This window comes from Hymenobacter monticola (assembly GCF_022811645.1).
Lineage (GTDB): Bacteria > Bacteroidota > Bacteroidia > Cytophagales > Hymenobacteraceae > Hymenobacter > Hymenobacter monticola.
Genome location: NZ_CP094534.1, coordinates 4,294,703 through 4,316,953 on the forward strand (window position 1 = coordinate 4,294,703; position 22,251 = coordinate 4,316,953).

Below are 22,251 nucleotides of genomic sequence, written 5' to 3' on the forward strand. Positions count from 1 at the left end.
GGCAATGAGCAAAACGGGCCGCTTGGCGCACGTACAGGCGGCCCGTTTTGTTGTTCTCTCGTCAAGCCCGGTCCACGGCCCGCGGCCGCTTCCTCCACTTGCAATTCCTTCTCATGAAAAAGACCCTCGTCCTCGGCGCTTCCGATAACCCCGCCCGCTACTCTTTCCGGGCAGCGCACATGCTCAAAAAACACGGCCATGAAGTGGTGCCCGTTGGCATCCGCAAGGGTGAAGTAGCAGGTATGCCCATTCACACCGACCGGCCGCAGGAAACCGATATCGATACGGTGACACTTTATGTGGGGCCGCAAAACCAGCCTGGCTGGTACGACTATATTCTCGACCTCAAGCCCAAGCGCATCCTGTTCAACCCCGGCACTGAAAACCCGGAGCTGGAACGCCTGGCCCAGCAGCGCGGCATCCGAACCGAAGAGGCCTGTACGCTGGTGCTGCTGTCCATTGGGCAGTATTAATCTCGCCGGCTAAGCTTGCAAAGGCGCTGTCAATTTTGATTGGCAGCGCCTTCTTTTTTCTTTCGCGCAATCAAGCCTGCAACAGCCAGCCGCCGTTCGGCACCAGCGACACAAAAACGGTTTGGCCCACCACCCACTGGCCGATGGGTTGACGCACGCGCACCCCATTATTGGGCAAAGCCACTTCTACTTCGTCGTGATTGCCAAAGTAGCGAACCGAGCTGACGGTTCCTTGCAGGCCCGGTTTGGTGGTTGAAAGGCGAAATTCCTCGGGCCGCACGAGCAGGGCTCCGGCAGCGGGCTGGCGAGGCAACAGCCGGCGGCGGGCCGCCCCGCGCACCAGGGAGTAGTCGCCAAACAAAGCCGCGGTGTATTCATCGATGGGCTGCCGGTAAATCTGCGCGGGCGCGCCTTGCTGCACAATGCGGCCCTGGTGCAGCACCAGGATTTCGTCGGCCCAGGGCAGGGTATCGGCCGCGTCGTGCGAAACGAGCAGGCAGGTGATGCCAAGCCGGGTGCCCAGTTCGTCGATGACCGTTTGGAGGATGCGCTTGTGTCCGCGGTCGAGGTTGGAGAACGGCTCGTCGAGCAGCAAGAGGCGCGGGGCCCCCAGCAGCAGCCGGGCCAGCGCCACCCGCTGCTGCTCCCCGCCCGAAAGCTGGTCGGTGCGACGCTGGGCCAGGTGGTCGATGCGGCAGAGGGCGTACAGGGCCTGCGCTTCGGCCGGGGGGCGCTTGTTGGCGTAGCGCAGCACTTGCTCCACGCGCAAGGAGTGCGGCAGGTCCGACTTCTGCGAGAGGTAGGCCACGCCGGGGTGGCCCGGCACGAGGACTTCGGCGGGGCCTCGCAGCCGGTCGCCGCCGATGCGCACCTCGCCCGCGCTGGGCTGAATGAGTCCGGCAATGATTTGCAGCAGCGTGCTTTTGCCCGTGCCCGACTCGCCGGCCAGCGCCAGCTTGCGGTGGGCCGGCTGGCGGAAGCTGATGTTTTGCAGCACCGGGTTGCCGTGCTCTTCCAAACCAATACCCGAAACCGTGAGCAACTCCATGCGCGTCAAACCAATCGGGCAGCAGATATAAACGTCAGCCGTGGCCCTACCCAAAGCCTGGCGCCCGAAAGCCGCCGCAAGCTACGCCGGCCCGCCGGAGCAAGCGGGGACGAAAGTAAAATTTCGCATGTTTTAATCCTGATTCCGTACGGATGGCCGCGCAATTGGCGGGTTCCTTTGTTAAAAGTTTCGCTTGTCTTCCTGACCCGCTTTCCATGTCACCCTCCCCCGCCAATACCACCCTCGAAATTGAAGGCATGAGCTGCGCCGCGTGTGCGAAGGCTGTGGAGAAGTCGTTGGCGCGCACGCCCGGCGTGCAAAACGCCGTAGTGAACTACGCCACCGAAAAAGCGACCGTGCAGTATCTGCCGGAGGTAGCCACCCCAGCCGCCTTGAAAGCCGCCGTCGAAAACGCGGGCTATGGGGTGGTAGAGCGTGCCCCCGCTGCCGACGCGGCCGCGCGCCAGGCCGAAACCGACCAGGAAAAAGCGGCGGCTTACGCCCACCTGAAGCGGCGCTTTTGGGTGGCGGCCGGGCTCGCAGCCCTCATCATGCCGCTGAGCATGCTCATGCTGTGGCCCGCTGCCCTGCGCCATTTGAACATGCAGTGGCTCAACTTGGCCCTGCTCCTGCTCACGCTGCCGGTGCTGCTCTACAGCGGCGCAGGATTTTATCGCTCCGCCTGGAAAAACCTGCGCCACCGCACCGCCAACATGGACACGCTAATTGCCCTCGGCACCGGCGCGGCCTTCCTATGTAGTATAGCCGCCACGCTGGTGCCTGGGTTTTTCACTGAGCGCGGGCTCATACCCGAAGTTTATTACGACACCACCGCCACAATCATTGCCCTGATTTTGCTGGGCAAGGTGCTGGAGCTGCGCGCCAAAACCCAGACATCGGCCGCCATGCGGGCCCTGCTGGGCCTGCAAGCCCGCACGGCCCGCCTCGTGCGCCCCAGCGGCCAGGAAATAGACGTGCCCATTGAGCAGGTGCAGTTGGGCGACATCGTATTGGTGCGGCCGGGCGAGAAAGTCGCCACCGACGGCGTCATCACCGAAGGTCAGTCGGCCCTCGACGAAGCCATGCTCACCGGCGAAAGCCTGCCCGTCACCAAAAAAACCGGCGATGCCGTGTTTGGCGCCACGCTCAACAAAACGGGTTCGTTCCGTTTCCGGGTAACTAAAATCGGGGCCGACACCTTGCTGGCGCAAATTGTGAAGCTGGTGGAAGACGCCCAGGGCAGCCGCGCGCCCATTCAGCGGCTGGCCGACAAAGTGAGCGCCGTGTTTGTGCCCACGGTGGTGGCCATTGCCCTGCTCACTTTTGCGGCGTGGTTTGCCCTGGCCCCGGCCGAACACCGGCTGCCGCTGGCGCTGGTCAATTTTGTAGCCGTGCTCATCATTGCCTGCCCCTGCGCGCTGGGGCTGGCCACGCCCACGGCCATTATGGTGGGCACGGGCAAAGGGGCCGAGCACGGCGTGCTCATCCGCAACGCCGAGGCGCTGGAAAAAGCGTACCAGGTTAACACCGTGCTGCTCGACAAAACGGGCACCATCACCCAAGGCGAGCCCGCCGTGACCGATTTCTGGGCAGCGCCGGGCCAGTCGGTGCCGACCTTGCTATCCCAGGTGGCAGCCGTCGAGCGCCGGTCGGAGCACCCGCTGGCGGCGGCCGTGGTGCGCTACGCCGAGGCACAGCAAGCCACGCCGCTGGCGGCCACCGATTTCCAGGCCCTCGAAGGCCGGGGCGCGGCAGCCTCCGTGGCCGGGGTACCCGTGCGCATCGGCAATGCCCGGGTGCTGGCGGAAGCCGGCATCAGCCTTTCGCCAGAAGTCAGCCGGCAGGCCGAAGCCTTGTTGAAACAAGCCAAAACGGTGCTTTACGTAGCCGTAGCCGGCCAGGCCGTGGCCGTCATCGGCGTGGCCGACACCGTACGGGCCAGTTCGGCCGCGGCCATCCGTCAGCTCCAGGAGCTGGGCCTGGAAGTAATGATGATAACCGGCGACAACCCTGCCACCGCCGCCCAGGTAGCGGCCAAAGTAGGCATCAAGCGCTACGTGGCCGAAGTGCTGCCAGCCGATAAAGCCGCCCAGGTGAAGGCCCTGCAAGCCGAGGGCCGTGTGGTGGCCATGGTGGGCGACGGCATCAACGATGCGCCCGCGCTGGCCCAGGCCGACATCGGCCTGGCCATGGGCGCCGGCACCGACGTGGCCCTCGAAGCCGCCGGCATCACCCTCATGCGCTCCGATTTGCAAAGCGTGGTTACGGCCATCGAGCTGTCGCGCCAAACCATCCGCGTTATCCGCCAGAACCTATTTTTTGCCTTTATATATAATACGCTGGGCATTCCCATCGCGGCCGGGGTGCTTTACCCAGTGTTTGGCCTGCTGCTTTCGCCCATGTTGGCGGCCGGCGCCATGGCCCTGAGCTCGGTATCGGTGCTCACCAATTCGCTACGCTTGCGCCGCTTCCGTCCCCAGTAACTCAGGCCGCTTTGTGCCAGCGGCGGCGCTTCGGCTCGCGGTGAACGATTCCCAACGTGAGCCGATGCGCGCTGTTCATAACGAAACGCCCAGACGCCTATATTTGCTGCCTTACGGTGATGGATTTCCACCGCGAACCGCCGGAGCTTCCCCGCTCCGCGCTGATGATTCCTACCGCCCGGACGGCCACAGGGGCCGCGCCGTCTAGCTCATCACGTTCGCCGCCATGGCCCCTCGCTTCGATTTTGCCCGCCTCCTGCCCACCCATGTTCGCCGTTTAGACACAACGGCCGGCCTCCTGTATTTGCTGCGCTGGCTGCTTATTTGTGCGCTGTTGGGGGCGCTGGCGGGCACGGCCTCGGCTGGTTTTCTGGTGGCACTGGATTGGGTGACGCGCTGGCGCGAAGCCCACCCGTGGGCGCTGGCGCTGCTGCCGGGCGCGGGCTTGCTCATCGGCCTGGCCTACCATTATGTTGGCGGGCGCGCGGTGCGGGGCAATAATCTGATTCTCGACGAAATCCATCAGCCCCGCCAGCTCATCCCCTTGCGGCTGCTGCCGCTGGTGCTGGGCGGCACCTTGGCCACGCACTTGTTCGGGGGCTCGGCGGGCCGCGAGGGCACGGCCGTGCAGATGGCCGGGGCGCTGGCCGACCAATTGACGCGCTGGCTGGGTTTGTGCCCGCGCGACCGGCGCCTGCTGCTCATCGCGGGCATGAGCGCAGGATTTGCGTCGGTGTTTGGTACGCCGCTGGCGGGCGCGGTTTTCGGGTTGGAAGTCTTCCTGTTAGGCTCCATTCGCTACGATGCCCTGGTGCCCAGCTTCCTGGCCGCCGTGCTGGCCGATGCCGTGACACGGGCCTGGGGTGTGGGCCACACTTCCTACCCAGCGCTGCCGACGCTGCCGCTCTCGGCCCTTTCGCTGGGAGGCGCGCTACTGGTGGGCGTGCTCTGCGGGCTGACAGCGCGCGGTTTCGCGGGGCTCACGCATGGGCTCACGCGCTTGTTCAGGCGCATTGCTTATGCCCCGCTCCGGCCGGTGGTGGGCGGGGCGCTACTGGTGCCGTTGCTGTGGGCGCTGGGCCCCAACCGTTTCGATGGCCTCGGCATTTCGGTCATCGTTGAGGCTTTCCAACACCCGCTGCCGCCCACCGACTGGGCCCTGAAACTGGCCCTGACGGCCCTCACCCTGGGCTGCGGCTTCAAGGGCGGCGAGGTGACGCCGCTGTTTTTTATGGGGGCGGCGCTGGGGAGTGCCCTGACCGTGGTGCTGCCGCTGCCGGTGGCTTTGCTGGCGGCGCTCGGCTTTGTGGGCTTGTTTGCCGGCGCGGCCAACACGCCGCTGGCCTGCACGCTGATGGGATTGGAATTATTCGGTAGCCATGCGGGCATTTACCTGGGCATCAGCTGCGTGGTGGCTTACTTGTTTTCCGGACACCGAGGCATTTACAGCTCGCAGGTAATTGGACAGGCCAAGCACTTGCGCGAAGGCCGCCAGCAGGGCAAGCCGCTGGGCGAGCTTTGATGCTGCGCTTGAGAACAAGCGAGAGAAGCGAAACCTGGTGGATTTGCTCAGCACGACCATTCCCTTTTGCTAATTTTTTTTCATACCCAGACAACCCTTAGCTGCTAATCTGCATCTGACGCCTCAACTCACCCGCTTTTCTGCTTTTTGCCCACCCCTACCGTGACCGAAGTCGAACTCATTGCCGCTTGCGTGCGCGGCGAGCACCGGGCCCAGCGCCAGCTCTACGACCGACTGGCCGGGCTCATGCTCACCGTTTGCCGCCGCTACCTCAAGCGCCGCGAAGACGCCGAGGAAGCCATGATTTTAGGTTTTGCCAAGATGTTCCGGGCCCTGCCCAACTACCGCTTCGAAGGCAGCTTTGAGGGCTGGGTGCGGCGCATCATGGTGAACGAGGCGCTGATGCAGCTGCGCCAGCGCGAAATGATGACGGTGTCGTTCGAAGATTTTGCCCAACCCGAAAACCTGGCCACTACCGCCGCCACCGCCGACACCCAACTGCAGGTCGAAGACCTGATGCACCTGCTGGCCACGCTGCCGGCGGGCTACCGCACGGTGTTCAACCTCTACGCCCTGGAAGGCTACGGCCACCAGGAAATTGCCGAGCTGCTGGGCATCAGCGAAGGCACCAGCAAGTCGCAGCTCAGCAAGGCCCGCGCCATGCTGCAGCGCCGCGTCAGCTTCGCCGCCGTGACCACCGAATGACCCGGGGCTCGGCGCTTTTCAACCACGATTTCTAGCTAATAATAAATATGCCTCCCGAAAATATTGATGATTTATTCCGCGAGAAGCTCGACGGCCATGCCTCACCGACCGGCGACGACCTGTGGGCCCGCCTGCAGGCCCACGTGCCCGCCGAGGCGGCCCCCACGCCTGCGCCTGCCCCGGAACGCCTCGACCAGCTTTTCCAAAAAGGCCTGACCCAACACGCTACGCCGCCCCGGCGCGAGCTGTGGGAACGCCTCGAAGACGAACACCTGCGCCCCCGGCAGCGCCGTGCCGCCGCGTGGTGGCCCATGGCCATGGCAGCTGCGGTGGCGCTGTTTCTGCTGGTGGGCAGCGGCCTGTGGCTGGGTTGGCCGAACGGCAAAATGTCGGCGGGTGAGGTGGCGTCGCGGTCGGCCCGAACCACTAACCAGCCTTCTACTGCACCGGTGACTCCGGGTGCCCCCGCCAATGGAGCTGCTGACGCTCAGCCTCAGCAGCAGGTGGCAGCAGTAACCACGGTCACTCCTGAAGCCAAAGCTGCAGCGCAGTCAATTATTTCGGTTCCGCTGCAGAAAAAAGTAATGACTGAGGCAACCCGCCCTGCAATGGTTGCATCTACCGCATCAAAGGCCAGCAAGGCAGCCCGCGAGCAGTCTGCAAGCCACTCGAAAGCAAGCTTCCGGCCGTTGGACGCAACCACCGAAACTGCTCCCCAAGTGGCCCGCACCCCGGCCCAGCCCGCCGCTCACCCGGCCCCCGCTTCCGGCGTTGACGAGCACCGGAAGGCCTTGATAAATACGCCGATGGTTGCCCAGGCACCCCAATCCAATCCGACCGTGGAAAACGTCCCGGCCACAGCCAGCGGGCTCATCACGGTGGATGTGCGGGCCGGCGACGCCGACGCTCGGCCTGCCAAGGCCGCTACCTCGGCCCTGGCTTCGGCCGAAGCCCCGGCTGAGCGCAAGCGCCTGGGCGGGCGCCTGCTCCAACTGGGCGGCCGCCTGGTGCGGGGCGAGCAGGTCAACCTGGCCGAGGTGACCGGCCTGCCCGAAAACGTGACGCTGCGGGCCACCTTGGCCGGCCGCACGGTCACGAAATCCATTCAATTGTAATTCACTTCTTTCTTTTTAGAAATCATGCAACGCGCTTTTCTCCCCTCTTTTCTGTTGCTAACTGCCCTCACGGCCGGGCTGAACGAGGCCCGCGCCACCCGACTCGCGCTGCCCGCCTCGGTGCAAGACACCATTGTGATGCGCCTGCCCAACCGCGCCACTCTCACCCTCACGGTGCGCGACGCGGCCCAGCTGCGCCAGCTCAAAAACTACCACCTCGACTCGCTCACCACCCGCCTGGCCACCTACATCACGCAGGCCGAGGCCGCCGCCAAGGCCGGCACCACCAACCAGGTGACGATGCGCTTCTACCCCGACAAAGACCAGCCCGGCCAGAACCTGCCCGAGGAAATCCGCATCACGGCCCACAAGCCCGGCACCGACGGCACCAAAGGCCCCACCAAAACGCAGGTGTTTCTGAACAAAAAATTCGGCATCAAGACCGATAGCGATATCAATGGCGTAAACTCCATCTCCATCGACACGAACGGCAGCGCCAAAGCTACCGCGAAAGGGGACTCGGCGAAACGCGCCAACCGGAAAGACCGCCACACGGTGGACCTGCACTTGGAGCTCGGCTACAACACGTTCGTCAATTCGTCGACCAACAGCGTGAGTTCGGGTCCTCCCTCCCTTCGCTATTGGTCCCTATTCGGCGGTTCGGGCATGACCGGTATCGGCCTCGACTACGTGCAGCCCCTGGCATACAGCAAGCGCGCCAAGCTGGCCCTCACTTTCGGTCCTGAGTTCGTGAGCAACAGTTTCATGCTGCGCGGCAACGACCAGTGGGTGAAAAGCGGCGGTGTGACGACCGCGGAGCGCGCTCCCGATAGCAAGCAGATTGACGATTCCAAGCTTGTCATCAACTCCCTGAACCTGCCCCTGATGCTGCGCCTCAAGCTGCGCAACAAAGAAGACAAGCGCACCCTGTCGGCGGGCATTGGCGCCTTTGGCGGCTACCGCGTGGGCGGCAACATTACCACAGAGTACAAGCTGGCCGGCAGCGACAACAAGCACGAGGACAAGCTGCGCGGCGACCTCAACGTCAACAATTGGCAGTATGGCCTGCAAGGGGAGCTGGGCTTTCACTTCCTCCGGTTTTATGCCAAGTACAACCTGAACGAAGTATTCAAGGAAAACCAGGGCCCCCAAACCCAGGCCCTCAGCTTCGGCTTCCGCTTTATTGGTTTCTAAAGCAAGTCGAATGATAAAAAAGCGCCCCGGAAAGCCGAGGCGCTTTTTTTATTGTCTTTTGCCATCCGGAGTCTCTATTGCAAGCGAAAAAAATTATCCAGCAGAATGGCCGCCGAAATGGCCACGTTGAGGCTTTCGGCCCGGCCGCCGGCCCCGCGCGGGATGTGCAGGCGCCGCGTGAGGGCCGCCGCCACGCCCGGCGTGAGGCCGTGCGACTCGGAGCCCATCACCAGCACGCCGCGGGGCTGCAGCTGCACGCGGTGCACGTTGTCGCCGGCCAAATCGGCGCCGAAAATGCCGGTGCCGGTGGGCAGCTTGGGCAGCCAGGCGCTGAGGTCGCGCTCCCACACGGGCACGCGGGCGAAGGCACCCATGGTGGCCGACACGGTTTTGGGGGCAAACGCGTCGGCGCAGCCGGGGCTGAGCACCACGCCGGCCAAGCCGTACCAGTCGGCCAGGCGCAGCAGGGTGCCCAGGTTGCCGGGGTCGCGCACTTCGTCGAGGGCCAGCAACAATTGGCTTTCGGGCAGCGTTAGGGGCAGCGGTGCTTCGGCGGGCAGGCGGGCCACGGCCAGGGCGGTGGTATTGTTGGCCAGGGTGCCGAGTTGGGTAAGTTCGGCTTCCGACACGAGGGTGAGGGGCAGCCGGGCCGGCAGTTGGGCCTGATTTTGGGAGGCGAATTCGGCCGTGGCCAGCAGGTGTTCCGTTTCCAGGTCGGAACTTAGCAGCTCCAACACGCTTTTTCCGCCTTCGACCAGAAACGCGCCGTGGCGTTGCCGGTACTTCTTTTGGTGCAGCGACTGCACGTATTTGCCAAGTGCTTTTGAAACCATTGTTATCAACGTATTCTTCAAAGCTACGGCCCTGGCGCCGGCTGGGGCCGGTGCTGGGCCTCACGCTGCTGGCCGCCTGCTCGCCGTTTAAGCTGCTGAGGCCGGGCCAGCGCCTGCTCAGCCGGGTCGAAATTAAGGGCGTGGAGCAGGCCGACAAAGAACGCCTCACCGCGCTGGCCCAGCAAAAACCTAACACCCAATTCCCGCTGCCCAAGCTGGCCATCTACCAGCTGGGCGAGCGTTTCTACGATTCGGCCCGCATCAAAAGCAAGCTGCGCACCATTCAGACCGAGTACGCCGAGAAAATGAAGGCGGCCGGCACCGACTCGGCCCGGCTGGGCAAGCTCATCGGCCAGCGCGAGCGCAAGGTGAACCGCAAGCAGCTGGCCCTCGACAAGGGCAACGCCATCATGCGCCTGGGCGAGGCCCCAGTGGTGTATGACACTGCCATGACGCGCCGCTCGGTGGAGCAGATGACGACGTTTCTGCGCTCGCAGGGTTTCTTCCGGGCCCGCGTCGAGGCCACCGATACGGCCCGCTACCGGCGCGGCTTTCTGGCCCGGACGTTGGGCGCCGTATTTACCGGCAAGGCCGATTCGCTGGACGCCGCCAAGCGCTACCGCCGCGTCACGGTCACGTACTCCATCAAGGAAGGCCAACCGTTCCTTTACCGCCTGCAGACGCCGAGCATCCCCGATTCGGGCGTGGCGGCCGTGGTGCGCCGGGGCCAGGGCGCAACCCTGCTGAAGGAGAACGACCGGTACAACGAGGAGCTCATCGGGCAGGAGCGCACCCGCCTCGAAACTCTGCTTAAAAACGCGGGCTACTTCGATTTCCGCCAGCAGTACATCACGCTCGAAGCCGACACCAGCTACGAGAAATTCACGGTGCGGCTGCGTACCTTCATTGCCAACCCCGGCCCCAACCAGGGCCACCGCGTGTACACGGTGAAGCAGGTGCGCTTCATCACGGATGCCGGCGTGGGGCGCACCCTGCGCAACGCCGCCGGCGACACCCTGCGCCGGGCCGGCACGCCGGGCGCCCTGCGCGTGCGCCCCAGCCTGGGCCTGCGCACCGACACCACCGTGACCGATTCCATCCGCTTCGCGGCCTACGAGCAGAAATTCAGCACCAGCCTGCTGGCCCGCAAGGTGCTGGTGCGCCCCGGCCAGCGCTACAACCTGGCCAACACGCTGCAAACCCAGCGCCTGCTGGCCGACCTCGACATGTTCCGGTTCAATACCGTGAACTACCGCAAGGTGGCCGACCCGCCCGCCGCCGATAGCTCGGGCTTGCACCCGAGCACGGGCGAGCTGGTGGCCGTAATAAACGCCTCGCCGGCGCCCAAATTCTCGGAAACGACAGAAATCGGGGGCACCTTCGTGGCCAACCTCGTGGGGCCCTTCTCCAACGTGCGCCTGAAGACGCGGAACCCCTTTGGCGGGGCCGAGGTGCTGGAAATCGGTCTGCGGGGCGGTTTTGAGGGCCAGCTTACGCGACTGGCCACCACCGACAACAGTCTCACCTCGGTGTATACCACCCAGCTGGGGGCCACGGCGGCGCTGGTGCTGCCGCAGTTTCTGGTGCCGTTCAAAACCAACCATTTCCTGACCAGCTACAACCCGAAAACGCGCTTTTCGCTCTCCGAAACGTTCGTGGACCGGCCCGAATACACCCGCTCCAACTTTGAGTTTGCCTGGGACTACATCTGGCAACGCTCGGTGTTTCACCAGTACGTTTTCTCGCCGGTCGTCATCACGCTGGTCAATACCCTGCGCACCGACCCCGCGTTTGATAGACGGCTGGAATACTACCGCGACACCCAGGGCTCGTCGCTCATCCGCTCCTTCAGCAAGCAGATTGAGCCCAGCTTTAGCTTCACCTCACTCTATAATTCCAACGATTTCACCCAAACCCGCGACGCGCGCTACCTGCGTTTGTTTGCCGAGCTTGGCGGCCTCACCCGCCACCTCTACAAAGATGCGCTGTTTGAACAAACGGGGCTGAATGTGTATGATTTTGCCCGCTTCAGCGCCGACTACCGCCGCTACTACCGCCTCACACCCCGAACCTACTTTGCCTGGCGTCTGAACGGCGGCGTGGTGCACGCCCTCACCCGCACCTACGACCCCGACCCCGAGGTCAAGTACGACGCCTACATCATCCCCTACGACAAGTCGTTTTTTGCCGGCGGCTCCACCAGCCTGCGCGCCTGGGCACCGCGCCGCCTCGGGCCGGGCGGCTACACGCCCCGCCTCGTCACGGGCGAGCGCGACCTTATTTCCGAGCAACCGGGTGAGTTGCTGCTGGAAGGCAGCGCCGAATACCGCTTTCCGATTTACAGCTTCATCAAAGGCGCCGTCTTCACTGATTTTGGCAACGTATGGGGCCTGCAGGAGCGGAAGAACAAAGACGGCGAATACCTGCGGCCCGGCGCCCAGTTTCAGCTCAACACCTTTTACCGGCAGATAGCCGCCGACGCCGGCTTCGGGGTGCGCTTCGACTTCACGTTCCTCATCCTGCGCCTCGACGTGGCCACCAAAATCTACGACCCCACCGCCCCCACCGGGCAGAACTGGGCACTGCGTTATTTCAATTCCACCGCCAACCCCATTGCGTTCAACCTGGGCATCGGGTATCCTTTTTAATCCAGCAATTCGGCAATTTGGTCTGGATGCATAGGCCTTCTGAAGAATTTTTGCAGCAATTCTGAAGTAAATCTGTTGCTCATGCGTAGTTCCTTGGTGAAGTACGGTTCGGGCCCGCCGCCAATTGCGCATGATGAATACTTCTACTTCTTCTGGCCTGCGCTCAGCGCTAAGTCATGCCTTGGCACTGAGCACCGGCCTAGCTTTGCTCGCTGGTTGCGAGCTGATTGAGTTCAGCCCCAACCAAACGTCTTCGCCCGCCGCATACAGCGACCTCACGGCCAAGAACATGACTGCGCTGGCCCGGCAGCCGTTGCCCGCAGGCGATACGCTGCGCTTCGTGTTCACCGGCGATTCGCAGCGGTTTTACGAGGAGGCCGAAGACCTGGTGGCCAGCGTGAATCGGCAGCCCGGCATTTCCCTACTGGTGGTGGCCGGCGACATTTCCGATTTTGGCCTGGGCCGCGAGATGCGGTGGGTGCACGACAAGCTGAAAAAACTGCGCGTGCCCTACCTGACCGTGGTGGGCAACCACGACCACGCGGCCAACGGCCGGCGGGTGTACCAGGAAGTGTTTGGGCCGCTGGACTACGTGTTTACCTACGCCGGCACCCGCTTCATCATGCTGAACACCAACGGCCGGGAATACCGCTTCGATGGCACCGTGCCCAACATCAATTGGCTGCAGCAGCAGCTGGCCGACACTGCGGGCGTGCAACGGCAGGTGGTCATCAACCACGTGCCGCCCATGGACGAAGACTTCGACCCGCAGTTGGAGGAGCCCTACGTGGCGGCGCTGAAAGCCGCACCGCGCCTGTCCCTGGCGCTGAACGGGCACCGGCACGACTTCAGCGTTACGCATCCCTACGGCGGGGGGCTCACGCTCATCAATTCGTACAGCTTCGAGAAGCGTCGTTATGTTATTCTCACGCTGTGGGGCCGCAATCAGTTCAAGCTCAAAACCATTGATTTCTGATGAGCTTAGTGACTTTACTCCTCCTGCCGCTTGCCGCCTGGGGCCCGCACAGCCTGGCGCCGGCCGATACTATTCCGGTGCCCTCCGCGCGGTTGCGCTGGTACGTGCCCTCGCGCCTGCTGGTGCACACGGCCGGCGGCCAGGGCCTGGTGGCTGTGGGCGCCGGCTGGACGGCCAGCCGCAACCGGCTGGCCGTGGAGACGCTGGCGGGCTACCTCCCCAAGAACCTTAGCATTACGCCCATGGGCATTTTCACGGTTAAAGCCAGCTATACGCCCTGGCGCCTTTCCCTCAAGGCCAGCCCGTGGCGCGTGCAGCCCTTCACGGTGGGCGGCGTAGCCAACTATTCGGCCAGCCGGGGCCTCACCACTACCCGGGGCAGCAAGTACGATGGAGACTATTACTGGTGGTCGTCGCACACCCGTTGGGGGGCCTTTGTGGGCAGCAGCGCGGGCTATGCGCTGAAGCCTACCAAGCGCGGCCACCCCCGGTCGGTAATGGCGTATTATGAGCTTGTTACCAACGACTTGTACTTCACGAGCTGGACCAGCGCCAACGGCAGCCTGCCCTTTAGCGACATTCTTACGCTGGGTTTTGGCCTGCGCATGCAGCTGTGGTAGGATGCGGAAAGAAGCCGGTATTTCACCGACAAAAAGGCCCGGGCAGCACATGCTACCCGGGCCTCTTGCATTGTTAACATTCCAACCAGGCTAATACCCCAGCAGCTCGCCCAACGTCGCGGACACCTTGGCCGCGCTGGGTAGCATTTGTTTTTCCAGGTCTACGTTCAAGGCAATGGCTGGCAGGTTGGCCGCGCCCAGGGTGAACACCGGCGCGTCGAGCGCCTCGAAGCAATGGCGCTGGATGCGGCCGGCCAGGCTTTCGGCGAAGCTGTTCATCAGTGGCTCTTCGGTGAGCACCAGCACCTTGCCGTGGCGGCGCGTGGCGGCGGTCACGGCCTCGAAATCCAGCGGATTGAGGGTGCGCAGGTCCAGGATTTCGATTTGGCCGGCGTAGTCGCGGCTTGCGGCTTTGGCCCAGTGCACGCCCATGCCGTAGGTCACGACCAAGGCGGTTTCGCCGCGGCGCAGCTTCTCGGCGTCGGCTTCCTGGGCCACGGCGGCCCGGCCCAGCGGCACCACGTAGCCCGCGGCCGGCTCCACGTTTTTGGCGTCTTCGGTGCCCGGCACCTTGCTCCAGTATAAGCCTTTGTGCTCCAGCATCACCACCGGGTTGGGGTCGAGGAAAGCGGCGCGCATCAGGCCTTTCATATCGGCTGCGTTGCTCGGATACACCACCTTGATGCCCCGAATGGTAAGCAGCGTGCTTTCAATCGAGCCCGAATGGTAGGGGCCGCCGCCGCCATAGGCCCCGATGGGCACGCGGATGAGCGCAGGAATGGGGAACTTGCCCATGGTGAGGTAGCAGGACTTCGACAGTTCCTCCACCAACTGGTTCAGCGCCGGCCAGATGTAGTCGGCAAACTGAATTTCAACGATGGGCCGGGCGCCCACCGCCGCCATGCCGGCCGTGCTGCCCACAATGTAGGCCTCCTGAATGGGCGTGTTGAAAACCCGGGCGTCGCCATACTTTTTGGCCAATAGCGCCGCCTCGCGGAACACGCCGCCCAATTCTCCGCCCACGTCCTGCCCGTAGAACAAGGCCTCGGGAAACTCGCGCAGAATGTCGTCCACGGCGTGCAGGGCGGCGTCTACCATGAGGGCTTTTTCGGCGCCGGCGGGGCTTCGCTCACCCGCTTCGGCCGTCACGGTTGGTGGGGCAAACTCGTGGTCGGCAAAGGTGGCCGGGTCGGGGTTGGGTGCGGCCAGGGCCTCGTTCCAATCCGCCAGCACCGTGGCGCGGGCCTCGGCTTGCAGGCCATTCAACTCTTCTTCCGAAAAACCGCCCGCCAACAGTTGCTGGTGCAGGCGCGGCAGCGGGTCCTGGGTTTGGTGGTTGGCGAGGTCGTGGCGGTACCACTCGCGGCGCACGCCGCTGGTGTGGTGGCCCAGCAGCGGGCACTTGGCGTGCACCAGCACCGGCCCGCGCCGGGCTCGTACGTGCGCAACTGCTTCGGCGAGGCCAGCATAGGAAGAGCCAAAATCGGCTCCATCGACCTGCAGGCGGCGCAGGCCCGGGAAGCCGGCCGCAAACTCGTAGGCGTTCATGGCCCGCATCTCGCGGCCCGTAGCCGAAATTCCCCAGTCGTTGTCCTGCACCAGGTAGATGATGGGCAGCTGGTGCAAAATGGCCATTTGCAGTGCCTCGGCCACTTCGCCTTCGGTCATGGCCCCGTCGCCAATCGAGCACAGCGCGAGCGCGGCATTGCGGGTCAGTCGTTCCCGCGAAGCTTTGAATGCTTCGCTGCTGCCCGCCAGCTGCTCACCGCCCACCGATTCCAGGTATTTGATGGCGTGAGCCATGCCCGTGGCCGGAATGGCCTGCATGCCGGTGGCCGAGCTTTGATGCGGAATCACCGGCACGCCGGCCCGCCGCAGCGAGGGGTGCGAGTAGTACGTGCGGCCGCCGCTGAAGGGGTCGTCGGCTTTGGCCATGAGCTGCAGCATCAGCTCGTAGGGGCGCAGGCCCAGACCGAGCAGCATGGCGTCGTCGCGGTAGTAAGGCGCGGCAAAATCCGTTTCGCGCAGGTGAAAGGCGGCGGCCAGCTGCACGGCTTCGTGGCCGCGGGCGGTGGCGTGCACGTAGCGGGCCGAAATGGCTTTTTGCTCCTCGTAGAGGTCGGCCATGGCGGCGGCGGTGTGCATCAGGCGGTAGGCGCGGCGCAGCAGCTCGGGGCCCAGCGGGGCCGGGCCGGGCGCCGGGCCGGCCGAGAAAGCAGCTGCGGCAGCCGCGGCGGCACTGGCTACGCGGGGGTTGGGCAGGTCGGTGGTTTCGGAAGCGGTGGGAGCAGCAAAATCAGACATCTGGGGCGAAGCGGGTGAGGCTGCAAAAGTACGCCCATTGCGCGGCCGTATCTTTGCCCATGCTTTGCCGGGCAGCCATCGTCGCCCGGCAGCGGCTTTTTTGCCAACTTTTGTGTGCTTTCTGCGGTGAATTCTTCTGTGCTGCCTGCCTCCTCGCCCACCATCCGCCCTGAAATTGAAGCCTGGCTGGCCGACTTTCAGCTGCGCCTCTGCCAACAGCTGGAAACGGCCGACGCCGGCCCGGCCCATTTCCTCACCGACGCCTGGCAGCGCGAAGGCGGCGGCGGCGGCCGCTCCAAGGTGCTGGAACACGGCCGCATTCTGGAGAAGGGCGGCGTGGGCTTTTCCGCCGTGTGGGGCGCCATGAGCGAGGCCGCGGCCCGCCAGCTGCACATGCCCGACCCGCATTTCTACGCCACCGGCGTGAGCGTGGTGCTGCACCCGCGCAGCCCGCGCGTGCCCATCATCCACATGAACGTGCGCTACTTCGAGGCCGGCAACGGCGAAGCCTGGTTCGGCGGCGGCATTGATTTAACGCCCATTTACGTGGACGAAGCGCAGGCCAGCCGCTTCCACCAGCGCCTGCGCGAAGTGTGCGACCGCCACAATCCCGCCTATTACCCGAAGTTCACCCGCTGGGCTGATACCTACTTTTACCTGCCTCACCGGAAAGAAACCCGTGGCGTAGGCGGCATTTTCTACGACCGCCTCACCGTGGGCACCGACGGCACGGCCGAGGAGCTGTTCGCCTTCATGCGCGACGTGGCCGAGCTCTTCGGCCCGGTTTACACCGAACTGATGGCCGAAAACCACGCCCTGCCCTTCGGCGAGCGCGAAGAAGCCTGGCAAACCCTGCGCCGCGCCCGCTACGCCGAGTTCAACCTAGCCTTTGACCGCGGCACACGCTTCGGCCTCGAAACCGGCGGCCGCACCGAATCCATCCTCATGAGCCTGCCGCCCCGCACCGGCTGGGCCTACAACCCTGCGCCGCCCGCACCCGGCACCCCCGAGGCAACTACCCTGGCGTGGCTGCGCCAGGGGGTAGACTGGCTAGCCGATGCTTCTGCTAATGCTTGAGTCCATCAAAGCCCTGGACCGGGCTGCCATATTGGCCGTCAACCGCGCCAATTCTCCAGCGCTCGACACCATTATGGTATTCGCCTCGAACCGCTTGGTGTGGTTTCCGGTGTATGCCGTGCTCATTGGCTGGCTCATCTACCACTACAGGCGGCGGGCTCTGCTGCTGTTGCCGCTGGTTATTGCGGCCGTGGCGCTGGCCGACAGCATCACAAGCCGCCTGTTCAAGCCCTTTTTCGGCCGGCCCCGCCCCTGCCACGACGCCGCGCTGTTTGCCCAGCTGCACTTGCCCGATGGCTGCGGCGGGCAATTCGGCTTTTTGTCGTCGCACGCGGCTAACTCCATGGCACTGGCCGTTTTCCTGGCCGTAGTGTTGCCAACCGGGCGTTTTAAAGCTATAAGAATTGCTTTATTTAGTTGGGCTGTTTTACTATCGTACAGCCGGATGTACCTTGGGGCTCATTATCTCACCGATGTGCTTGGTGGAGCGGCCATCGGGGCACTGCTGGGCTGGGGGGCGGCCCTCCTTTACCAACAGCTAGCGCCCCGGTGGTGGCCCGCTCAACCGTAAGATTTCACCAATGGACACCGCCGCGCGACGCTTCCTCTTCCTGCTTTCCAGCACTCGTCGCATGGGCAACAGCGAACAGCTCGCTTACTGCGCCGCGCATCATTTGCCAGAGCATGCCACCCAACAGTGGCTGCATCTGCAAGACTACCCGCTGCCCTACTTCGTGGACATGCGCCACCACACGCCCTACCCGCCACCCACCGGCAACGCCCAACTCCTGCTCGAAGCTACCCTGGCTGCCACCGACGTGGTGATAGTGGCGCCGCTGTACTGGTACAGCCTGCCCGTGCACGCCAAGCACTACCTCGACTACTGGAGCGCCTGGCTGCGCACGCCCGGCCTCGAATTCCGCGAGCAGATGCGAGGCAAGACCCTGTGGAGCATCGTAGTCAGCAGCGGCGAGCTGGCCGAAGCCGCACCGCTGGAAGCCTCACTCGTCCTCACGGCCAACTACATGCAGATGCCCTGGGGCGGCATGCTCTACGGCACCGGTTCCCGCCCCAACGATATTCAGGACGACGCGCCGGCCCTGGAGCGGGCAAAAAGTTTCTTTCTACAAGCCGAAAGCGACTTGGTGAAAATGCCATCGCCTATGCCTAAGATGCAAATAAGCCCGCAGGATTAGCTGCGGGCTTATTTGTTTCGGCGGGGCTACTTGGCGGGTTTGCGGTTGCCGGTGTGGCCGTCGCCCCGGTCGCCATCGCCGGGTTTGCTGGTCTTTTTAGAATTGTGCTTATCGTCCTGCGACAAGGACTTATGCAATTCTACGGACTGGTTAATCTGGCCGTCTTTGTCGCGGCGGACGTAGCGCTTATCGCCCTCGTGGGGCTCCAATAATTCGCGTTTAGACATGATGCGGAAGGACTTACGTGGAAGATTCAATTCCTACGCAGCCCCGACGCCGAAGTTATCAGGCCCTTTGCCCCAGCAACTTGGCCACGTACTTGCCCACAATGTCAAATTCCAGGTTCACCGTTTCGCCGGCCTGCAGCTGCTGAAAGCTGGTGTGCTCATAGGTGTAGGGAATGATGGCCACCGTGAACCCGTCGTCGGTGCTCTCGAAGCAGGTCAGGCTGGTACCGTTCACGCAAATGGAGCCTTTCTCCACGGTGAGCCGGCTGGGCCCGGGAGCATGCTGAAACCGGAACAGCCAGGAGCCCTGCTGGTCGGTCACGCTGGTGCACGTGGCCGTCGCATCGACGTGGCCCTGCACAATGTGGCCGTCGAAGCGGCCGTTGGCGGCCAGGCAGCGCTCCAGGTTCACGTGGCGGCCGGGCACCCACTGGCTGAGGTTGGTTACGCGCAGCGTTTCGTCAATTGCCGTAACGACGTGGGTACCAGCCGCGGCATCCACCGCTACCACGGTGAGGCACACGCCGTCGTGGGCCACGCTCTGGTCTATTTTCAACTCGGCGGCAAAGGGCGAAGTCACCGTGAAATGGCGGTTGCTGCCTTCATTTTCCACGGCAACGATGGTGCCGAGGGCTTCTATAATTCCGGTAAACATGCGGGATAATGTGACGGTGTGTATGGGCCGGTGGCTAGGCCTGCGCAAAAGCTAGCGCCGACCTCGGCCACCAACCCACTTTATAGGCAAAGAACGGCACCCCGCAGCCGAGATGCCGTTCTTGCTATGTAAACCAGTTTCCTGGCGGCAGGGTTATTTATCGGTCTTTTCGAAAGCGCGCCAGTCCAGCTCGCCGGTTTCTTTGCGGCGCAGGAAGTAGCTCTGGTCGTCGTCTTTGTTCTTGCCAAAGGTCAGGTCGGCGCGGCACGAGAGGCATTTCACCGAAGTGTACTTGTACTTGCCCTGCGCCACGCGGCTGGTCAGGTCGAGGTTATCGGAACCGCAGAGGCCGCAGGCGGCCACGTCGGGGAAGCTAAGCCGGTCGTATTCGGCCACGGTTTCATGTAAATTACTGCCTTCCACGGTGAAGTGAAACTGGCGGCGCCCAATGCGCTTGGTGGTCATCATCTGCAACATTATCCTGCAATCGAACGGGTGAATTGATGCTTTAAAATTACAAATTATAGCCCTCAAAAACAAGTAAATATGCTTGGAAAAGGCACAAAAAAAGCTCCTTGACAGGAGCTTTTTTTGCAGGCTGCTGATGCACCTATTGCTGCACAAATTTCACTGTTTGGCGGGCGGTTCCGGCGCTCACTTCGCAGGTGTAAGCGCCCTTGGCCAGCCGGGGCGTGCGCAGCGGCAGCTCACGGCCGCTGGCGGCCGGCAGCTGCTGTTGCAGCACCACTGCCCCGCGGGCATCCACCACCCGCACCCGCAGCGGCTGGCCCCGCAGCGCAGCGGGCAGCACCAGCGTCAGGGGCCCGTCGCCGCTGGGGTTGGGGTAAAGCCCGAGGGATTCGGCCGGCGCGGCGCTGGCTTTGGCGGCCAGGGGCGCGGTGGGGTGCAGCACATTGTAGGCCGTCACAAAATTCGGAATGCCGTAGCCGAGGGAGTTGTCCGGATTGTTGGCCTGCGAGGCGGTGCTGCGCAGGGCTGCGATGACCTGCTGGGCGGTTAGCGTGGGGTTGGCCTGCCAGAAACCGGCCGCCATGCCCGCCATAATCGGACAGGCAAAGGAAGTGCCGTTGCCCCGGAAGGCAGCGCCGTTGGGGGCCAGTACGGCCGCCGCCAAGCCCATGACCGCCAACGTGGGCTTGATTCGCCCGTCAGCCGTTGGGCCGTAGGAGCTGAAATATGCCCGGTTGCCCAACGAGTCGACGGCCCCCACCGACATGATGGAGTCGGCATCGGCCGGGGCTGAGATGTAGTGCCAGGGGTCGTCGCCTTCGTTGCCGGCGGCGCTCACCACCAGCATGCCCACGCGCGCGGCCATGGTGGCCGCCCGCGTGCTGATGGCCGTGCGCCCATTCATATCGGCGTAGGTGTAGGAACGCGACGGCGCATCGAACGTGGTGTAGCCCAACGAGGAGCTGATAACGTCGACGCCGGCCGAGTCGGCGTACTCAGCGGCGGCCAGCCAGTTGGCTTCTTCCACCGGGTGTTCCGAATAGATGTCTTCGGTGATGCACAGGTGAAAAGTGGCCTTGGGGGCCGTACCAACGTAAAAGCCCGACTGGTTGGCGGCGATGGCCGACATACAGTTGGTGCCGTGGCTGCTGCGCTGGTACACACCGGTGCCCCCGTCCACGAAGTTGCGCGTTCCGGCCAGGCGGTTTTCCAGGTACACAGGTTGGATGGCCGGAATCTGGTCGACGCCGGGGAAGCCCGCGTCGAACACGGCAATGTGCATGCCGTCGCCGCGGAAGCCGGCATCGTGCATGGCCGTGACCCCGATTTGCTGAGCCTGGCGGTAGGCCGGGCCGTACTGGGCGCGGGTGGCCTGCGTGCGGCTCGCCGGGGCCGGCACCTGCACCGATGGCGTGCTAGGCGTCGGCGCCTGGTAAAACCGGTTGAGGGTGGTGGCGCTGCGCACAATGGGCAGCGCGGCAATGCGGCCCAGCGTGGCCGAATCGCAGGATACCAGCACGGCGTTGAACCAGCGCGAGGTGTACACCACCTGCGGACTGCCGCTCACGCTGCGGATTTGGGCTACGTAAGCGGGATTAACCGGAAGGTCGCGCGGGAGCACCGCAATGCCCTGGCGCGTGCGCCGGGCCACCGCCCGCGCCGACAAAAAAGCCTGCGGCTGCGCCACCGAAAACGGCGTGCCGGTTTTGTCGCGCAAGTACACCAGGTGCCGACGCACCCCGCCTTGCGCCTGCGCGGCCGGCGCCGCCAGCCCGGTCAAGCCCGCAGCCAGCATCCCCAGCCACAACCATTTAAGCATCGAAGTCACCATGAGAAATTAAACAGTCCGGTAAACCCTGAACGGTAGCTGCCGCTTACTGCAAGTGGTAGTCAATCAGCGTTTCGCGCCGGGAAGTGGCACTGAAAAAATTGCCGGCCGAGTAGGAAACGCCGCTGCTGCTGTTGATGTAGAAATTAGCAAAGAAAAACCGACGCCGCAGCACCGGGCCCACGCCTTTGGCAAACACCTGTTGGTAGCCCACGCGCTTGAGGGCGCTGTTTTCGGTGGCCGTGCCGGTGTTGTTCACGGTCACCGTCGTTTCGTAGGGTTTGGCCGCTAGGCCGGAGGTGCCGCCGCCCGTGGTAAAGGCCTGCCCCACGCGGCTGTATTGCCGCGTTTCGGCTACGATGGTATCGTTGGAGCTGTTGTTGAAAGCGTTCAGGTTCCAGGACCGGCCTTGCCGCACCGGGAAGATGAGCTCCGCGGTTTTGGCGTTGTTGCGGTTCAGGGCCACGAAGTTGGCGTTGGCCGTGAGCACAAACACGCTGTCGTCGCGGAAAGAGGTGGTCGTCGGGCCCATTTTGGAGCGTACAAGCCGGTAGGCCTGCTGCCCGCTGGCATCGGTGAACACCTCGGTAATGGTTTCCTTAAACTGATAGTTGCTGACCGTGAGCACGCTGGGCCGGGAAATCGTCTGGCCCGACGCCTGGGCCTCGGTCCAGGTGCTGTCGGCCACGGCGTAGGTCCAGGAGTTGCCCACAGCAATGGGGTAATAGCCCGTGCCCGTGTCGGGAATGGCTTCCGATTCGTTTTTGCAGCCCGCCACGCCCGTTGTCAGGGCTAGAGCGAGGGCAGCAAAGGACAGGGCCCGTCGACGAACGGATAGCCCATCAAGCGCGCGTAGGAAAGGTGCCGACATAAGTG

Annotated in this window: 20 protein-coding genes, 1 pseudogene and 1 riboswitch; of the genes and pseudogenes, 12 read left to right on the plus strand and 9 right to left on the minus strand. The window is 63.9% G+C overall.

Annotation, left to right across the window (positions count from 1 at the left end):
- Positions 1–113: 113 nt before the first annotated feature.
- Positions 114–473: a CoA-binding protein gene (locus MTP16_RS17860; protein WP_243512446.1), complete on the plus strand. Its 360-nt coding sequence runs from the start codon at positions 114–116 to the stop codon at positions 471–473.
- 70 nt (positions 474–543) lie between these two features.
- Here the strand turns inward: MTP16_RS17860 and MTP16_RS26140 are convergent, their stop codons facing one another.
- Positions 544–915 (minus strand): TOBE domain-containing protein, encoded by a 372-nt coding sequence (locus MTP16_RS26140; protein WP_407932740.1) that lies wholly within the window; start codon positions 913–915, stop codon positions 544–546.
- A gap of 144 nt (positions 916–1,059) precedes the next feature.
- Positions 1,060–1,521: pseudogene (locus MTP16_RS26145) on the minus strand (ATP-binding cassette domain-containing protein); the annotation flags it as partial.
- Between the two features lie 215 nt (positions 1,522–1,736).
- On the opposite strand from MTP16_RS26145, the gene MTP16_RS17870 reads away from it, so the two are divergent.
- The 5 genes from MTP16_RS17870 to MTP16_RS17890 all read left to right on the plus strand — a co-directional run bounded on the left by MTP16_RS17870 (position 1,737) and on the right by MTP16_RS17890 (position 8,540).
- The gene (locus MTP16_RS17870; RefSeq protein WP_243512450.1) at positions 1,737–4,004 is read left to right on the plus strand and encodes a heavy metal translocating P-type ATPase; all 2,268 of its coding nucleotides are present in this window, start codon (positions 1,737–1,739) and stop codon (positions 4,002–4,004) included.
- A gap of 106 nt (positions 4,005–4,110) precedes the next feature.
- Positions 4,111–4,185: riboswitch (Fluoride riboswitch) on the plus strand.
- A gap of 45 nt (positions 4,186–4,230) precedes the next feature.
- The gene (locus tag MTP16_RS17875; RefSeq protein WP_243512453.1) at positions 4,231–5,526 is read left to right on the plus strand and encodes a chloride channel protein; all 1,296 of its coding nucleotides are present in this window, start codon (positions 4,231–4,233) and stop codon (positions 5,524–5,526) included.
- A 147-nt stretch (positions 5,527–5,673) separates the two neighbouring features.
- Positions 5,674–6,231 (plus strand): RNA polymerase sigma factor, encoded by a 558-nt coding sequence (locus MTP16_RS17880; RefSeq protein ID WP_243512456.1) that lies wholly within the window; start codon positions 5,674–5,676, stop codon positions 6,229–6,231.
- 47 nt (positions 6,232–6,278) lie between these two features.
- Positions 6,279–7,346 (plus strand): hypothetical protein, encoded by a 1,068-nt coding sequence (locus MTP16_RS17885; RefSeq protein ID WP_243512458.1) that lies wholly within the window; start codon positions 6,279–6,281, stop codon positions 7,344–7,346.
- A 24-nt stretch (positions 7,347–7,370) separates the two neighbouring features.
- Positions 7,371–8,540 carry a PorT family protein gene (locus MTP16_RS17890; RefSeq protein ID WP_243512464.1) on the plus strand — a complete coding sequence of 390 codons (1,170 nt, stop codon included), beginning with the start codon at positions 7,371–7,373 and terminating at the stop codon, positions 8,538–8,540.
- A 74-nt stretch (positions 8,541–8,614) separates the two neighbouring features.
- On the opposite strand, the gene MTP16_RS17895 is transcribed toward MTP16_RS17890, so the two are convergent.
- Entirely contained in the window at positions 8,615–9,373 is a 759-nt protein-coding gene (locus tag MTP16_RS17895; protein ID WP_243512470.1) for an RNA methyltransferase, read from the minus strand.
- On the opposite strand from MTP16_RS17895, the gene tamL reads away from it, so the two are divergent.
- From tamL to MTP16_RS17910, 3 genes are all read left to right on the plus strand, one after another.
- Positions 9,364–12,021 (plus strand): translocation and assembly module lipoprotein TamL, encoded by a 2,658-nt coding sequence (gene tamL / locus MTP16_RS17900; RefSeq protein ID WP_243512473.1) that lies wholly within the window; start codon positions 9,364–9,366, stop codon positions 12,019–12,021. The two genes, MTP16_RS17895 and tamL, sit on opposite strands and share 10 nt — an antisense overlap.
- Positions 12,022–12,151: 130 nt before the next feature.
- Complete coding sequence (locus MTP16_RS17905) at positions 12,152–12,997, plus strand: metallophosphoesterase family protein (RefSeq protein WP_243512475.1); 846 nt, start codon at positions 12,152–12,154, stop codon at positions 12,995–12,997.
- Positions 12,998–13,005: 8 nt separating this feature from the next.
- A complete protein-coding gene (locus MTP16_RS17910; RefSeq protein ID WP_243512488.1) occupies positions 13,006–13,617 on the plus strand; it encodes a hypothetical protein in 612 nt (203 codons plus the stop codon).
- 90 nt (positions 13,618–13,707) lie between these two features.
- Here the strand turns inward: MTP16_RS17910 and MTP16_RS17915 are convergent, their stop codons facing one another.
- Positions 13,708–15,762 carry an alpha-ketoacid dehydrogenase subunit alpha/beta gene (locus MTP16_RS17915; protein WP_380286062.1) on the minus strand — a complete coding sequence of 685 codons (2,055 nt, stop codon included), beginning with the start codon at positions 15,760–15,762 and terminating at the stop codon, positions 13,708–13,710.
- Positions 15,763–16,047: 285 nt separating this feature from the next.
- Here MTP16_RS17915 and hemF point away from each other — a divergent pair, with 285 nt between their 5' ends.
- The 3 genes from hemF to MTP16_RS17930 are packed head-to-tail and all read left to right on the plus strand — an operon-like array spanning position 16,048 to position 18,194.
- On the plus strand, positions 16,048–16,998 hold the full coding sequence (gene hemF, locus MTP16_RS17920) for an oxygen-dependent coproporphyrinogen oxidase (protein WP_243512494.1): 951 nt from the start codon (positions 16,048–16,050) through the stop codon (positions 16,996–16,998).
- The gene (locus MTP16_RS17925; protein WP_243512496.1) at positions 16,991–17,569 is read left to right on the plus strand and encodes a phosphatase PAP2 family protein; all 579 of its coding nucleotides are present in this window, start codon (positions 16,991–16,993) and stop codon (positions 17,567–17,569) included. Before hemF ends, MTP16_RS17925 begins: the two co-directional genes overlap by 8 nt.
- A gap of 10 nt (positions 17,570–17,579) precedes the next feature.
- Positions 17,580–18,194, plus strand: coding sequence for a flavodoxin family protein (locus MTP16_RS17930; RefSeq protein ID WP_243512498.1), 615 nt, complete (start codon positions 17,580–17,582; stop codon positions 18,192–18,194).
- A gap of 26 nt (positions 18,195–18,220) precedes the next feature.
- Here MTP16_RS17930 and MTP16_RS17935 read toward each other — a convergent pair whose 3' ends face one another.
- The 5 genes from MTP16_RS17935 to MTP16_RS17955 all read right to left on the minus strand — a co-directional run bounded on the left by MTP16_RS17935 (position 18,221) and on the right by MTP16_RS17955 (position 22,246).
- On the minus strand, positions 18,221–18,421 hold the full coding sequence (locus tag MTP16_RS17935; RefSeq protein ID WP_243512500.1) for a hypothetical protein: 201 nt from the start codon (positions 18,419–18,421) through the stop codon (positions 18,221–18,223).
- Between the two features lie 58 nt (positions 18,422–18,479).
- Positions 18,480–19,076 carry a riboflavin synthase gene (locus MTP16_RS17940; RefSeq protein ID WP_243512502.1) on the minus strand — a complete coding sequence of 199 codons (597 nt, stop codon included), beginning with the start codon at positions 19,074–19,076 and terminating at the stop codon, positions 18,480–18,482.
- A 153-nt stretch (positions 19,077–19,229) separates the two neighbouring features.
- Positions 19,230–19,544: a hypothetical protein gene (locus MTP16_RS17945; protein WP_243512504.1), complete on the minus strand. Its 315-nt coding sequence runs from the start codon at positions 19,542–19,544 to the stop codon at positions 19,230–19,232.
- A gap of 142 nt (positions 19,545–19,686) precedes the next feature.
- Positions 19,687–21,366, minus strand: coding sequence for a S8 family serine peptidase (locus tag MTP16_RS17950; RefSeq protein ID WP_243512506.1), 1,680 nt, complete (start codon positions 21,364–21,366; stop codon positions 19,687–19,689).
- Between the two features lie 55 nt (positions 21,367–21,421).
- On the minus strand, positions 21,422–22,246 hold the full coding sequence (locus tag MTP16_RS17955) for a hypothetical protein (RefSeq protein WP_243512508.1): 825 nt from the start codon (positions 22,244–22,246) through the stop codon (positions 21,422–21,424).
- Positions 22,247–22,251 lie beyond the last annotated feature (5 nt).

Coding starts and splice junctions, on each gene's coding strand:
- MTP16_RS17915 (WP_380286062.1), bottom strand. CDS start 15,762: ATGCACACCGCCGCCGCCATGGCCGACCTCTACGAGGAGCAAAAAGCC.
- MTP16_RS17935 (WP_243512500.1), bottom strand. CDS start 18,421: ATGTCTAAACGCGAATTATTGGAGCCCCACGAGGGCGATAAGCGCTAC.
- MTP16_RS17885 (WP_243512458.1), top strand. CDS start 6,279: ATGCCTCCCGAAAATATTGATGATTTATTCCGCGAGAAGCTCGACGGC.
- MTP16_RS17950 (WP_243512506.1), bottom strand. CDS start 21,366: ATGCTTAAATGGTTGTGGCTGGGGATGCTGGCTGCGGGCTTGACCGGG.
- MTP16_RS17860 (WP_243512446.1), top strand. CDS start 114: ATGAAAAAGACCCTCGTCCTCGGCGCTTCCGATAACCCCGCCCGCTAC.
- MTP16_RS17955 (WP_243512508.1), bottom strand. CDS start 22,246: ATGTCGGCACCTTTCCTACGCGCGCTTGATGGGCTATCCGTTCGTCGA.
- MTP16_RS17945 (WP_243512504.1), bottom strand. CDS start 19,544: ATGATGACCACCAAGCGCATTGGGCGCCGCCAGTTTCACTTCACCGTG.
- MTP16_RS17890 (WP_243512464.1), top strand. CDS start 7,371: ATGCAACGCGCTTTTCTCCCCTCTTTTCTGTTGCTAACTGCCCTCACG.
- MTP16_RS17925 (WP_243512496.1), top strand. CDS start 16,991: ATGCTTGAGTCCATCAAAGCCCTGGACCGGGCTGCCATATTGGCCGTC.
- MTP16_RS17875 (WP_243512453.1), top strand. CDS start 4,231: ATGGCCCCTCGCTTCGATTTTGCCCGCCTCCTGCCCACCCATGTTCGC.
- MTP16_RS17895 (WP_243512470.1), bottom strand. CDS start 9,373: ATGGTTTCAAAAGCACTTGGCAAATACGTGCAGTCGCTGCACCAAAAG.
- MTP16_RS17905 (WP_243512475.1), top strand. CDS start 12,152: ATGATGAATACTTCTACTTCTTCTGGCCTGCGCTCAGCGCTAAGTCAT.
- MTP16_RS17930 (WP_243512498.1), top strand. CDS start 17,580: ATGGACACCGCCGCGCGACGCTTCCTCTTCCTGCTTTCCAGCACTCGT.
- MTP16_RS17940 (WP_243512502.1), bottom strand. CDS start 19,076: ATGTTTACCGGAATTATAGAAGCCCTCGGCACCATCGTTGCCGTGGAA.
- MTP16_RS17870 (WP_243512450.1), top strand. CDS start 1,737: ATGTCACCCTCCCCCGCCAATACCACCCTCGAAATTGAAGGCATGAGC.